The sequence below is a fragment of the Actinoplanes italicus genome (genome assembly GCF_003001815.1).
GTDB classification, from domain to species: domain Bacteria; phylum Actinomycetota; class Actinomycetes; order Mycobacteriales; family Micromonosporaceae; genus Actinoplanes; species Actinoplanes italicus.
The window spans coordinates 158,465-171,398 of record NZ_PVMZ01000018.1; the positions used below are offsets into that span (position 1 = coordinate 158,465).

General features: G+C 69.4%; 11 protein-coding genes. 3 read left to right on the forward strand and 8 right to left on the reverse strand.

Going from position 1 to position 12,934, the window contains the following annotated elements:
* Positions 1–8: 8 nt before the first annotated feature.
* The 6 genes from CLV67_RS35510 to CLV67_RS35535 form a co-directional block, all read right to left on the reverse strand.
* Positions 9–1,151: a glycoside hydrolase family 88 protein gene (locus CLV67_RS35510; protein WP_106326418.1), complete on the reverse strand. Its 1,143-nt coding sequence runs from the start codon at positions 1,149–1,151 to the stop codon at positions 9–11.
* The gene (locus CLV67_RS35515) at positions 1,148–1,777 is read right to left on the reverse strand and encodes a ferredoxin-NADPH reductase (protein WP_106326420.1); all 630 of its coding nucleotides are present in this window, start codon (positions 1,775–1,777) and stop codon (positions 1,148–1,150) included. Before CLV67_RS35515 ends, CLV67_RS35510 begins: the two co-directional genes overlap by 4 nt.
* Positions 1,774–2,655, reverse strand: coding sequence for a carbohydrate ABC transporter permease (locus tag CLV67_RS35520; protein WP_170154117.1), 882 nt, complete (start codon positions 2,653–2,655; stop codon positions 1,774–1,776). Before CLV67_RS35520 ends, CLV67_RS35515 begins: the two co-directional genes overlap by 4 nt.
* A complete protein-coding gene (locus CLV67_RS35525; protein ID WP_106326424.1) occupies positions 2,652–3,542 on the reverse strand; it encodes a carbohydrate ABC transporter permease in 891 nt (296 codons plus the stop codon). Before CLV67_RS35525 ends, CLV67_RS35520 begins: the two co-directional genes overlap by 4 nt.
* Before the next feature lie 64 nt (positions 3,543–3,606).
* A complete protein-coding gene (locus CLV67_RS35530; RefSeq protein ID WP_106326426.1) occupies positions 3,607–4,896 on the reverse strand; it encodes an ABC transporter substrate-binding protein in 1,290 nt (429 codons plus the stop codon).
* An 8-nt stretch (positions 4,897–4,904) separates the two neighbouring features.
* Positions 4,905–6,734 (reverse strand): DUF2264 domain-containing protein, encoded by a 1,830-nt coding sequence (locus CLV67_RS35535; protein WP_203737157.1) that lies wholly within the window; start codon positions 6,732–6,734, stop codon positions 4,905–4,907.
* A 241-nt stretch (positions 6,735–6,975) separates the two neighbouring features.
* Between CLV67_RS35535 and CLV67_RS35540 the strand changes: the two genes are divergently transcribed.
* Positions 6,976–8,715, forward strand: coding sequence for a heparinase II/III domain-containing protein (locus tag CLV67_RS35540; RefSeq protein ID WP_106326428.1), 1,740 nt, complete (start codon positions 6,976–6,978; stop codon positions 8,713–8,715).
* Positions 8,712–9,800 (forward strand): substrate-binding domain-containing protein, encoded by a 1,089-nt coding sequence (locus CLV67_RS35545; protein ID WP_106326430.1) that lies wholly within the window; start codon positions 8,712–8,714, stop codon positions 9,798–9,800. Before CLV67_RS35540 ends, CLV67_RS35545 begins: the two co-directional genes overlap by 4 nt.
* A gap of 195 nt (positions 9,801–9,995) precedes the next feature.
* Here the strand turns inward: CLV67_RS35545 and CLV67_RS35550 are convergent, their stop codons facing one another.
* On the reverse strand, positions 9,996–10,997 hold the full coding sequence (locus tag CLV67_RS35550; protein ID WP_239166371.1) for a LacI family DNA-binding transcriptional regulator: 1,002 nt from the start codon (positions 10,995–10,997) through the stop codon (positions 9,996–9,998).
* A 121-nt stretch (positions 10,998–11,118) separates the two neighbouring features.
* Here CLV67_RS35550 and CLV67_RS35555 point away from each other — a divergent pair, with 121 nt between their 5' ends.
* Positions 11,119–12,531: an RICIN domain-containing protein gene (locus tag CLV67_RS35555; protein ID WP_106326434.1), complete on the forward strand. Its 1,413-nt coding sequence runs from the start codon at positions 11,119–11,121 to the stop codon at positions 12,529–12,531.
* 67 nt (positions 12,532–12,598) lie between these two features.
* On the opposite strand, the gene CLV67_RS35560 is transcribed toward CLV67_RS35555, so the two are convergent.
* Positions 12,599–12,889 carry an ArsR/SmtB family transcription factor gene (locus tag CLV67_RS35560; protein WP_203737156.1) on the reverse strand — a complete coding sequence of 97 codons (291 nt, stop codon included), beginning with the start codon at positions 12,887–12,889 and terminating at the stop codon, positions 12,599–12,601.
* Between the last annotated feature and the right edge of the window lie 45 nt (positions 12,890–12,934).

A 12,934-nucleotide genomic window follows, 5' to 3' on the forward strand; every position in this document is an offset into this window, starting at 1 on the left:
GGATCTCCTTACCAGGGGTGGGCCCAGCCGGGCCGGGTGACGCGGGTGAGAGCCTCGAGGTAGAAGTAGTCCCCCCAGAGATTCCCCTCGTCCACACCGACCGATTTCGGTTTGTCATAGACGCCGTGCAGCAACAACGCGTTGGAGTCCGGCCGCCGCACGGTCGAGTAGTCGTCGATGAGCGACCGCAGGATCCGCCCCGCGGACGCCCGATAGTGATCTGCCAGCGAGGCCGGAACAAGGGCCGCCAGCTCGAGTAGCCCGTTGACCGCGATGGCCGCCGCCGAGCTGTCACGCTCCTCAGCGGTCTCCCCGGAACGAGCAAAGATCAGGTCCCAGTGCGCGACCCCGTCGGCAGGCAGGTGCGCCAGGAAGTAGTCGGCACACCGGACCGCGGCCGCCAACAGCGACGGATCCCCGGTGTACTGGTGGTTGAGCGTGAACCCGTAGATCCCCCACGCCTGCCCCCGGGCCCAGCACGACTCGTCCGCGCTGCCCTGCTCGGTCTCCCCGCGCAGCGGCTCGCCGGTGGCCGGATCCCAGTAGAACGTGTGGTACGTCGTGTCGTCCGGCCGCAGCAGGTGATCACGCAGCTGGGCGGTGTGCCGCCGGGCGGCCGCAGCGTAGCGGGGGTCTCCGCTGGTCCGGCTGGCCCAGAACAGCAGTGGCGTGTTCATGAGACTGTCCACGATGGTGCGGCCCTGCTGCCGCGGATCGGCCAGGTCGCCCCAGGCCTGGATGATCCCCGCGGACGGCAGCACCCTGCGCATCAGATGATCGGCTGCGGCCAGCGCGGCGCGTTTGGCCTCCGGGTCACGACCCCGCCGCCACGCGGTCACGCACGACAGCGTGTAGAGGAACCCCAGGTCGTGGGTGTCGAGGTCGATTCCCTGGTCGACCCGGTCGACGAACGATCGGACGTGCGCGGAGGCCGCCTTCCGGTACGTGTCGTCGCCGGTCAGGTCGTGGGCCAGCCACAGCATCCCGGGCCAGAAACTGGTGGTCCAGCCGGTGTTGGCGGGCCGCTCGAGGTAGCGATCGTTCTCGGTCGTGTCACCCGGGTAACGGTCGCCGAACTCGGCGATGTTGGCGTCGATGGTGCGCAGGGCGGCGGTCACGGCAGTTCCGGTCTGGTCGGCGATCGCCGTCATGGTGTCCTTCCGATAGGGGTCAGGGTGAACCGGCTGTTCGCCCACACGACGTAGAGCAGCGGGCTGGCCACGACACCGATCGCGATGGCCGGCCGCGCCGCCAGCAACGCCTCGAACAGCACCAGGGCGAACAGCGAGAACAGGCTCAGGTACCAGCGACGCACACCCAGGTAGAGCGCGGCGCGTGCGGCGTCACGCAGCCGTGCCTCGGGCCGCTCGGCCAGGACCACCAGCACCAGCAGCGTGGTGATCACGAGCAGCGTCATGGCCACGACGATCATCGGCAGCACGACCGCGCCGACCGGCCTGCCCCACGCCCAGCGCGCGTCGACACCGAGGACGAGCAGCGCGACGGTCGCGACGGTCCCGGTGGCCAGCGCGGGTCTCGCCGAGGTGCGCCACGCCGTCCAGAAAACCTTCACGACCGGGCTGGGGTACGACTTGAGCACCGTGAACACCGCAACGAGGGCAGGCCCGGCGAGCGGCGCGAACAGCACGAGCAGTGGCCAGGTACGTGAAGGATCGGTGGTGAGCACGACCAGCACCAGCGGCGCGCAGGCGATCGCGAGCAGCAGGTTCGTCAGCAGTGCCGTGTGCACCGCCTCGAAGATCCGGCCGGCGTTCATCCCTTGAGTCCCGTGGTCGCGACGCCCTCGACGAAGTACCGCTGCCCGGCCAGGAAGATCACCACGACCGGCAGCACCGACAGCACCGAGCCGGTCATGATCAGCGCGTACTCGGCGTTGTACTGGCCGATGAACGACTTGAGTCCGATCTGGATCGTCCACAGGTCGGGGCTGCGCAGGTAGAGCAGCGGCCCGAGGTAGTCGTTCCACGTGGTGACGAGGGTGATCAGGGCCAGGCTGGCGAGCGCCGGCACGGACAGCGGCAGCATGATCCGCCGGTAGATGCCGTACTCGTTCATCCCGTCGATCCGGGCCGCGTCGAGCAGCTCGTCGGGGATGGTCTCGTAGAACTGCTTCATCATGAACACGCCGAGCGCGCCGAACGCCTGCAGCGCCACGATCGACCACAGGGTGTCGGTGAGCTGGAGCTTCGTCATCATCACGAACTGCGGGACCATGTACGACGCCCACGGCACCGCGAGGGTGCCGATATAGGCGAGGAACAGCACGTCACGTCCGGGGAAGCGGATCTTCGCGAAGCCGTATGCCGCGAAGCTGCCGGTCAGGACCTGCAGGAACGTGACGACCGCGGCAAGGAAGACGGTGTTGCCGAGCCACGTCGTCATGTCCGACTTGCGCCAGATCTCGGCGTAGTTGCTCCACACCGGATCGGTGGCGATCCATTGGACCGGAACGGTGAAGACCTCGTTGTTCGTCTTCAGCGAGGACATCACCATCCAGTAGAACGGCAGCAGCACACCGACCGAGGCCACCCCGAGCGCGAGATAACCGAGGACCCGCCAGGCGCGCGACGGACGTCGTACCGGCACATCGATCTTGACCGGATCTTCTTTCACAGCGAGCAGAGTCGTCATCATTCGCTCCTGCGTTTGTTCACGACGAACTGGATGATCGTCACGAGGAAGCAGATGGCGAAGAGCACGATGGAGACCGCGGACGCGTAGCCGAACTGGTTCTCCTCGAAGCCCTTCTGGAAGATGTACTGCGACAGCACGAGCGTCGACTGGCCGGGGCCGCCGTCGGTCATCACCAGGATCACGTCGAAAACCTTGAAGCTGTTGATGGTGATCAGCACGGTGACGAAGAACGTGGTGGGCCGCAGTCCGGGCAGTGTGACCGCGAGAAACCGCTGCCAGGGATTGGCCCCGTCGACCAGAGCGGCCTCGTGCAACTGGGCCGGGATGGTCTGCAGCCCGGCCAGGAACAGCAGCATGTAATAGCCCATGTCGCGCCAGGTCCCGACCAGGATGACGGCCGGCATCGACCAGTCCGCCGAGGTGGTCCAGCCGGGCGGATTGTCCACGCCGATCCACCGCAGCACCTCGTTGACCGGCCCGAAGCCGGGGCTGAGCAGCATGTTCCAGATCTGCGCGATCGCCACGATCGAGGTGATGTACGGGAAGAACGCGACCGTCCGGAAGAACGCCACCCCGCGCAGCTTCTTGTTGAGCAGCAGTGCCAGCGCCAGGGAGACGCCGAGGGTGAGCGGGATGTGGAAGACCGAGTAGTAGAAGGTGTTGGTCAGCGCGGTCCAGAAACTGGTGTCCCGGGCCATCTGCCGGAAGTTGTCCAGCCCGGTCCAGGTGGCGCCGCCGAACACGTCCCATTCGGTGAAGGCGTAGTAGAACAGCAGGCCCACCGGCACCAGCGTGAGAATCACGAAGCCGGCGAAGTTCGGCAGCAGGAACGACCAGCCCACCGCCGTGTTGCGCCATCGCCGGCGCCGCACCGGCATCGTCGTCATGCGGAGCTCCTGTCGAGGTTTTGCCGCGGGCCCGGCTCCGGCGTGGGCCGGGCCCGCGGGCGGATCACTTACTGAGGACCTCGTTCTTGGCCCGGTCCTGTGCCTTGGTGATGGCGGCGTCGATCGGCGTGGCTCCGGAGAGGATCTCGGTGTGCAGGTCCTTGAGGATGTTCTGCAGCGGAGCGGTGTACTTGGAGACCGGGTTCTCCGGCTTCGTGTCGTGCGTGGCGAAGGTGAATTTCGACAGGTCGTCGGACGGCGCGCCCTTGAGCGAGAAGATCGTGTCCGCCACCGAGCTGTTGTCGGCCGGGGTCACACCGATCCCGGCCAGCGACTTCGCGGCGTCGGCCGAGGCCGCGTACGCCAGGAACTCCTTGGCCGCCGCGATCTTCCGCTCGCTGATCTTCGGGTTGATGCCGAGGCCGGTCGGGTCGGCCCACGTGACCGGGGTGGCCGACGTGCCGGTGGTGGCCTTGGTCTGCTGCGGTGCCGGGGCGATCCCCCACTCGAAGGTGTCGGCGTCGCCCTTGGCCTGCTGGTTGAGCAGGGTGGCGATGTACCAGGTGCCCATCGTCATCATGGCGGCCTGCTGTTTGCCGAACTGTGCCTGGTAGGTGAGGCTGTTGGTGGTGGCGTCACCGAGGCTGACCTGCGCGCCCGCGGTCTGCAGGTCGAGCGCCGTCTCGTAGTACGGCTTGAGGTAGGCGAAGTTCCCGCTCTCCAGGCTCGCGCCGGCGGTCTGGGCGAGCGCGAAGCCCTGCGACGTGGACTGCCAGGTGTGCTGGTACGCGCCGAGCGCCTTGTCGCCCTTGGCCTTCAGCCCGGTGGTCAGCTGCTTGGCGGCGGCCGCGTACTCGGCCCAGGTCCAGCTGCCGTCCGGGTGCTTGACGCCGGCTTTGTCGAACAGCGCCTTGTTGTAGTAGAGGACCCACGAGTCCTGGCGGTACGGGATCGCGTACGTCTTGCCTTCGACCTGGTAGAAGCTCAGGCCGCCGACCTTCGGGCCGAGCTTGCCGGCCACGTCGGACACGTCGACCAGCTGCTTGCCGTTCTGGTAGGTGTAGAAGTTCTTGAGGTTCTTCTGCACGTAGACGTCCGGCGCCTTGCCGGCGGCCAGGTCGGCGATCATCTGGGTGTCGTAGTTGGCGGCGTCGTACTCCTTGAGCTCGACCGTGATGTCCGGGTGCGAGGTCTTGAAGCCGTCGGCGAGGGTCTTGAACTCGGGCGTGGTGGCCAGGCTCCACCCGGCCAGGGTGAGGGTGATCGGGCCCGACTCCTCCGAGTCGTCGGGGTCGCCCGAGCAACCGGAGACAGCCAGCAGGAGCGCCGTGAGAGCGGCGAGGGAGCGCTTCATCTCAACTCCTATATATCGATACGGGTGTGCGTGAGGACGGCGTCGGGCCAGACGACCCGGACGCGCGCTTGATGGATCTCGACGTGGCATCGCGCCGGCGCCGGATGGGTGGACAGTTCGACGAGCAGCGCGATCCAGCTCTCCGGCACCGGGTGCTCGGTCCAGGGCACCCGGACCGGGTTGCCGAGCGGGGACGCGTCGCCGTGTTCGGTGCTTCCCGTCTCCCCGCCACCGAGGACCGGGGTGATCCGCGAGGTGAGGACGTCGCCGGTGACCGGCCAGCCGCCCACGCGCAGCCGGACCGCGTCCGGAGCGTCGTCGACCCGGACGAGACGGATCTCCCAGGCACCACGGACCAGGGAGAAGGTGGTGATCCGCCCGGCTCGGCGCAGTGCTCCGGAGCGGCCCGACCCGTGGTCCCGGCCGGACGGTTCCGGGTCCAGCCAATGCGCCTCGGCAACAGACCCGGCAACCCCCACAACCCCTTCGATGCGTACGGCCAGAGTGCGCATCCCGGTGCGGTGCGAGTGCCGGCCGGCCGCGTCGACGAGGACGGCCGACTGGTCGATCGGGTCGGTCCAGCCGCTCTCGTCGAGGACGGGAGCGGTGGCCGTGGAGTAGCCGAGCCGGGCGTACAGCGGTGAGTCGCCGCCGGGAACGCCCTGCTCACCATGGTCGGTGCCGTGGTTGACGACGCGGACGATGCCGTCGGCGCGGGTGCCGGCGATCAGCCAGCCCGGTGCGCGGACGGCCCGGAGCACGTCACCGGTCTCCACCGGCAGCGGCTCGGACGGCGCGGTCCACACCGGATGGTCGGCCGGGAGGGCCACGCCGAGCAGGCCCTTGGCGGCCCAGTAGGGCGAACCGGGACCGGAGTAGGACTGGGCGAGCCGCGGCCACGGGCCGTGCCACCCGAGCGTGAGCAGGTCGCCGGACTCGGCCGTGGACCTGGCGAAGTGTCCGGCCACCTTGGCCGCGGCGTGCCGGAGCTGTCCCGGTGAGTGTGACGGGACCTCGGCCAGGATCCCGGCCCAGAACGGCGCCGCGGCGGCGAACCGGTAGGTCAGGCTGCGGCCCTGGAGCAGGGGCGAGCCGTCCGCACCGACCAGGGCGAGCGCGTCGGCCAGGTATCGATCGAGCAGGTCCCGGTCGATGGCGCGCAACTCCGGGGCTCCGGCCATGCGCGACCAGAGGACCGGGTAGAGGTGCAGGGCCCAGCCGGTGTAGTGGTCGAAAGCACGGGACGAGCCGTCGGACAGCCAGCCGTCGGCGCGGCGGAACGTGTCGTGGGTGGCGAGGTCCTCGGCCATGTCGGCGGTGGAGTACGGGCCGCCGACCGACCGCAGGAACGTCTGCACGACCAGGCGGAACCAGACCCAGTTGATCCGTGGATAGGTGTCGTCGCCGACGGCCGGGGACAGGTAGTCGACGATCCGCTCCTGGACGCGCCCGTCGAGGAGGTCCCAGATCCAGGGCCGCGTCATGTCGAGGATCAGAGCGATCGAGGCCGCCTCGACCTTGGCCTGGGAGTGCTCGTCGAGCCGTACCCACCGGTCGGGGTTCGAAGGATCGGTGCCCGCCGCAAGGCCGGCGGCATATCGTTCCGCCAGCTCGTCGAGGCCCTTGCCCCGCTCGCCGGCCAGGCGGAAGCCGGCCAGCAGGAAGGTGCGGGCGAAACCCTCGAGGCCGTCGACGGCCCGGCCGTAGCCGCCCTCGGCGCCGGGCAGCGTGATCAGCGCGTGCGACGGCGAGGCGTGCCGGCGCGCGGCGGCGAGGAGACGATCGGCGAAGCCGGTCCAGTCGTCCCGGGTGCCGAGGGCAGGATTCAGGGAGGGCACGTCACGCTCCGGAGTCGATCGGGCGGGTACCTGTGATCGGTTTCCGGGAAGTAAAACGCTCACAATCGAGCATGTCAATGAGTTCTTCGCTCAAGCATCGTCAAAAGTGCTCAGATAACGCCGTGAGCTGGCCTTTTAGGTTGACCCTCGGACCAGCCGTCCGGCCGCCCACGCCCGCAACAGTCGCCATTGACGAAGAAAGTGATCTGATACGATCGCGATCGATCACGGGAGGTGACCCATGTTCGTCCCAGCCGCCACCGACCGGCAGTCCTGGGAGGCGGCCGACGAACCGACCCTCCGCCTGCTCTCCGAGCGGGCCCGCGCCGCGCTGGGCGCGCCGTGGCCGAACCCGCTCGCCCGTGACTTCGCGCGCTACTTCCGCGACGGTGATCGTGACACGTACGAGCAGGCCGTCTGGGAGCGGCATCAGCGCCTGGCGCGGGCCGTGACGCTGGCCGCGGCCACCCTCGACCCGGTCTGGATCGACGAGGTCGCCGACGGCGTCGTGCTGTTCTGCGAGCAGAGCACCTGGTGCTGGCCGGCCCACGACGACACGCTCACCAGGCACGGCTCGGTGCTACCGGCAGTCACCGACCCCTACGTGGATCTGGGCGCCGGAGAGGTGGCCGCCGAGCTCGCCCTGATCGACCACGTGCTCGGCGCCCAGCTCGACGAGCGGTACCCCGGCCTGCGCGCCCGGATCCGGTACGAGGTCGACCGGCGGGTACTCGTCCCGTTCATCGAGCGGCGCGACTGGCAGTGGCTCGGGCTCGACGGGCACGTGCACAACTGGAACCCGTGGATCCACAGCAACATCCTGATCGCCACCTCCCTGCTGGTCTCCTCCGAGGAGCGCAGGCGGCACCTGACCGATCTCGTGACCGAGGGCATCGACCGGTACGCCGCTGCCGTGCCCGCCGACGGCGCCATCGACGAGGGCTACCACTACTGGTGGTTCGGTGCGCTGCGCTACCTGGAGACCCTGGAGCGTCTCGGCCGTGACCTCGACCCGGAGCTGATCGCCTTCCCGCACCGCGTCCACCTGGGCGGACCGTGGTATCTGAACCACGCCGACGGACCGGCCCGCCCGTCGCCGCACGAGCCGTGGCACATCGTGCACCGCCTGGCCCGCCTGGCCGGTGTGCCCGAGGCCGAGGCGCACGCGGCCACGCACCGGCGGCCCGGCGAACCGGTCGCCACCGAGAGCCACGGCCTCGGCCACCTGCTGCAGGCCGTCCTGGACCGGGACTGGGCCGCCGCCGCGCCGGGTGTCTCGCCGCTGCCGCGCGAGGTGTGGTTCCCGTCCACCCAGGTACTGCTGGCCCGGCCCGCCGCGGGCAGCGCCGACGGCCTCACGCTGGCGATCAAGGGCGGACACAACGACGAGAACCACAACCACAACGACGTCGGCAGCTTCGTGGTGGCCTGCGACGGGGTGCCCGTGCTGGTCGATCCGGGGCGGCCCACCTACACCGCGCAGACGTTCGGGCCGCGCCGCTACGAGATCTGGACCATGCGCTCCACCTGGCACAACACGCCGTCGATCCGCGGTTCCGAGCAGGCGGCGGGCCGCTCCTTCGCTGCCCGGGACGTCAACCTTTTCCCTGACGGGATGACCCTCGATCTCGCCGGGGCCTATCCCCGTGACGACATCCGCCGCTGGATCCGCACCGCCCGGCTCGACCGCACGACCGGCACGATCACGATCCGTGACTCCTGGGAGCTGGCGCCGGGCTCCGGGCGCACCGTCCTACACCTGATCACGGCCGGTCCGGTCACCCCGGCCGACGGCGGTGCCGACCTCGGCCCGGTCACCGTGACCTGGGGCGACCTGCCCTTTTCGACGACCGTCCGCAAACTCGACGACCCGATGCTCACCGAGGTCTGGGGCGACCACCTGACCCGCCTCGACATCGACGTCACCACCCTGGGACCCGTCGGTACCCTCGAACTGACCGTGAAGGAGAAGCAGCGGTGAGCAACTCTGACAAGCGGGGCCCATTACAGGTGGCCCGCCGGGCGCGGCTGCTGGAGCAGTTGCAGCGCGACGGCGTGCTGCGGGTCTCGGATCTCACCGACGCGCTCGGCGCCTCCACCGTCACGATCCGGCGCGACATCGCCCAGCTCGCCTCCGAGGGCCTGGTCCGGAGGGTGCACGGCGGGGTGGCGCTGCCCTCCGGCGACGACACCCGCGAGCCGGAGCTCGACTTCACCGGCAGCATCGGCATGCTCGTGCCGTCACTCGACTACTACTACCCGCACGTCGCGCGCGGCGCCGAGGAGGCCGCCCGTGACCTCGACCTGCGGATCGTGCTGCGCGGCTCGTCGTACCAGACCGAGGACGACCGGCCGCAGCTCAACCGCCTCGTCGACCAGGGCGTCGACGCGCTGATCGTGGCGCCCAGGCTGGACGCGCCGACAGCGCAGCAGACCATCGAGTGGCTGGCCGGCCTCGGCATCCCGGTCGTCCTGCTGGAACGCACCGCCACGGCCGGCCCGCACCACGCCCATCTCGAATCGGTCGTCTCCGATCACGCGCAGGGCGCCGGCATGGCCGTGCGGCACCTGACCGGTCTCGGTCACCGCAAGGTCGGCGTGGTCCTGTCCGGTCCCAGCCCGACCCGCCCGCACATCCACCGGGGCTGGCTCGAGGCGGCCGCCGAGTGCGGCATCGACGTGAGCGACACGGTCGACACCGTGGTGCCGGACGCGTCGTCGCCCGAGTGCAAGGCCGCACTGGACCGGGCGCTCGACTCCGCGCTCGAGACGGGGACGACGGCATTGCTCGTGCACGCCGACGCCGAGGCGATCGCCCTGGTGCAGCGCTGCGAGGAACGCCACCTGTCGGTTCCCGGCGACCTGTCGGTGATCGCCTACGACGACGAGGTGGCCGGCCTGTTCAGCCCGGCGCTGACCGCGGTGCGCCCGCCGCGCCGCTCGATCGGCCGCGCGGCGGTCCGCCTGGCCGCCGACCGCCTCACCGATCCGCAGCGCCCGACCCACCGCATCATGATCAGCCCGTCCCTCCGCATCCGCGACTCCGCCACAGCCCCACGCCGCTGACCCCCTCCCGCGTGGTGAACTGCGGTCTGCCCACGGGCACAGATCACCACGCAAACCGCTCAGCTACCCCGCGTGGTGAACTACGGCTCACCCACGGGCACAGATCACCACGCGAACCGCTTGGCTGCGGCGCGTGGTGAAGTGCGGTCTGTCGGCGGGCACAGATCACCACGATGCGGGGTGGGGTGGGTGGGGTCAGGCTCGGACTCGGCGGGACAGGGAGGACTGGCGCACCACCAACTCGGGGGCGACCAGGACGCCCTGGGCCGGGCGTTTGTCGCCGTCGAGCAGACGCGACACCATGAGTTCGACGGCGAGCCTGCCGACGTGGTTCTTCGGCGGGCGGATCGCGGTCAGCGCCGGCTCGGCCAGGTGCGCCACCTCGTCGTCGTAGGACACGATCGCCAGGTCGTCGGGCACCCGGATGCCCTGGTCCGCGGCGTTCTGAGCGAGCACGATGGCCTGCGGGTCACTGTGCACGATCACCGCGGACAACCCTTTGAGCGGTACGTTCACCGCGTCGTCGGCGATGTCGAGGTCGGCGCACGCCCGGCGCCAGCCCTGCAGAAGGTACGCCGAGGTCGGGCTGCCTCCGGAGAGCCGCAGCCCGATCCTGCGGTGTCCCTGCTCGTACAGGTGGTGGACGGCGATCTCGAGCCCGAGCCCGTGATCGCTGCGGACCCACTCGATCTGCCGGGGCGTACTCGTCCACCGGCGCGGCTGCCGTTCGACCAGGATCACCGGCACCGGCAGCCGGGTGATCCAGTCGATCATCCGGTCCGCATCGTCGCCGTCGAGACTGGGTGCGAGCAGCAGCCCCTGCACCTGGCCGGCGTCGACGAGCCGCCCGATCTGCCGCCGGTCCTCCTCCGGGTCGTAACTGGACCCGCGCAACTGCACGTTCACCCCGAGCGCCGCACCGGCCGCCCGCGCTCCGGCCACGATCGGCGGCCAGTAGAAGTCGAGCGACGGCACCACCATCCCGATCGTGAAGGCGGTCCGGCGGGCCGGCAGTGATCGGATCGGCGCTGGGAGCGTGGCGCCGCCGTGGACGCGGTGGACCAGGTTGCGGGCGGCCAGGGCGGCGATGTCCCGGCGGATGGTCAGCTCACTCACCCCGAGATCGCGGGCCAGGTCGCTGACGCGGACCGCGCCGCTGCGGCGTAGCTCGGTGAGCAGGCGGTCGTGCCGCTGCACCTGGAACAGGGTTGTTCGATTGGTTGCGTTTCCGACCGAGCGGGATCGCACCATGGCCTCACCGTTTCCGACCGTTTACGAAGACGTTACACACATTCTTACGCATCGATCGGGAGCTCGGATGAGACTTCTCGCCGCCCTCGCGGTAGTCCTGTTGACGCTGGCCCTGCCTCTGCCCGCGCAAGCCGCGCCGGTCACGATCACCAACGGCGTTCAGTTCACCGACACGGCCGGAGCCGGGGTGCACGCCCACGGTGGCGGCGTCCTGAAGGTCGGGTCCTACTGGTACTGGTTCGGTGAGAACCGCAACGCCGACGACACGTTCCGGGCCGTCTCGGTGTACCGGTCGACCGACCTGCGCACCTGGGAGTTCCGCAACAACGTGCTCACCTCGTCGTCGGCGTCCGAACTGGGCAGTTCCAAGATCGAGCGACCCAAGGTCATCTACAACGCGTCGACCGGGCGCTACGTGATGTGGATGCACAAGGAGAACGGGACGGATTACGGCGAGGCGCGGGCGGCCGTGGCGTCGTCGGCGACGATCGACGGCGCGTACACGTACCACGGCAGTTTCCGCCCGTTCAACCAGTACATGTCCCGCGACATCACGCTCTACGACGACGGCGGGACCGCGTACATGATCTCCGCGGCCGACGAGAACCGCGACCTGCAGATCTACCGCCTCACCGCCGACTACCTGCAGGTGCAGACGCTGGTCGGCAACTTCTGGGACAACGCCACCCGCGAGGCGCCGGCCATGTTCAAGCGCAACGGCGTCTACTTCCTGCTGACCTCGGGCACCTCCGGCTGGAACCCGAACCAGTCCAAGTACGCCACCGCGACCAGCATCGGCGGCCCCTGGTCGGGCTGGACGAACGTCGGTGACTCCACCACGTACGGCTCGCAGCCGGCCTATGTCCTGCCGATCACCGGCACGTCCGGCACGAGTTACCTCTACATGGGCGACCGCTGGGCCGGCGCCTGGTCCGGCCCGGTCAACGACTCGCGTTACGTCTGGCTACCGATCAGCTTCCCTTCGAACACGAGCATGTCGCTGACCTGGTACCCGACGATCACCGTCGACGCCGCCGCCGGAACGGTCACGGGCAACGCCGCCACCTACCACCGCATCACGAACCGCAACAGCGGCAAGGTGATGGACGTGGTGAGCGCCTCGATGGCCAACAATGCCGAGGTGAAGCAGTACGCCTGGAACAGTGGCGGGAACCAGCGCTGGGAGTTCCGCGACGCGGGCAGCGGGTACTTCCAGATCGTGGCCCAGCACAGCGGGAAGTGCCTGGACGTGACGTCGGGGTCCACCGCCGACGGCGCCAACATCATCCAGTACACCTGCGGGACCGGCACCAACCAGCAGTGGCAGTGGGCCGCGACCGGCAGTTACTTCCAGCTGAAGGCCAGGCACAGCGGCAAGTGCCTCGACGTGGTCTCCTCGAACACGGCCGACGGCGCCGACATCCAGCAGTACGCCTGCGGCTCGGGCACGAACCAGCAGTGGTCCCGCACGGTCTCCTGAACCCACGGATCGGCTGTGTCACACCGCTGTCTCGGCGAGCTTGAGACTGCGGTGTGGCACAGCCGGGTCACCTGGCCGGCACCGCGGGGCGCAGCGCGTCGAGCCCCGCGGTGACCCAGTCGAGCGCGGCGCCGTCCGGGGAGTAGCAGATCTTCGTGCCGTCCCGGCGGGTCTGCACCAGGCCGGCCTGGCGCAGCACCCGCAGGTGCTCGGAGATGGTCGGCTGGCTGACCCCGAACGCCGACCCGAGGTCGCACGCACAAACCTCACCCTGCTCGAACAGCTCGCGCAGGATGCCGAGACGCACCGGATGGGCGAGCGCCCGCAACCGTACCGGCAGCTCATCAGAGATCGTCACCCGGCGATCATACCTTGATATTTAGCTAGCTACCTATATAGCCTT

What these genes read in the sequence shown, in the direction of transcription:
- CLV67_RS35510 (WP_106326418.1), bottom strand. Translation starts at nt 1,151, where the DNA reads ATGACGGCGATCGCCGACCAGACCGGAACTGCCGTGACCGCCGCCCTG.
- CLV67_RS35515 (WP_106326420.1), bottom strand. Translation starts at nt 1,777, where the DNA reads ATGAACGCCGGCCGGATCTTCGAGGCGGTGCACACGGCACTGCTGACG.
- CLV67_RS35520 (WP_170154117.1), bottom strand. Translation starts at nt 2,655, where the DNA reads ATGATGACGACTCTGCTCGCTGTGAAAGAAGATCCGGTCAAGATCGAT.
- CLV67_RS35525 (WP_106326424.1), bottom strand. Translation starts at nt 3,542, where the DNA reads ATGACGACGATGCCGGTGCGGCGCCGGCGATGGCGCAACACGGCGGTG.
- CLV67_RS35530 (WP_106326426.1), bottom strand. Translation starts at nt 4,896, where the DNA reads ATGAAGCGCTCCCTCGCCGCTCTCACGGCGCTCCTGCTGGCTGTCTCC.
- CLV67_RS35540 (WP_106326428.1), top strand. Translation starts at nt 6,976, where the DNA reads ATGTTCGTCCCAGCCGCCACCGACCGGCAGTCCTGGGAGGCGGCCGAC.
- CLV67_RS35555 (WP_106326434.1), top strand. Translation starts at nt 11,119, where the DNA reads ATGAGACTTCTCGCCGCCCTCGCGGTAGTCCTGTTGACGCTGGCCCTG.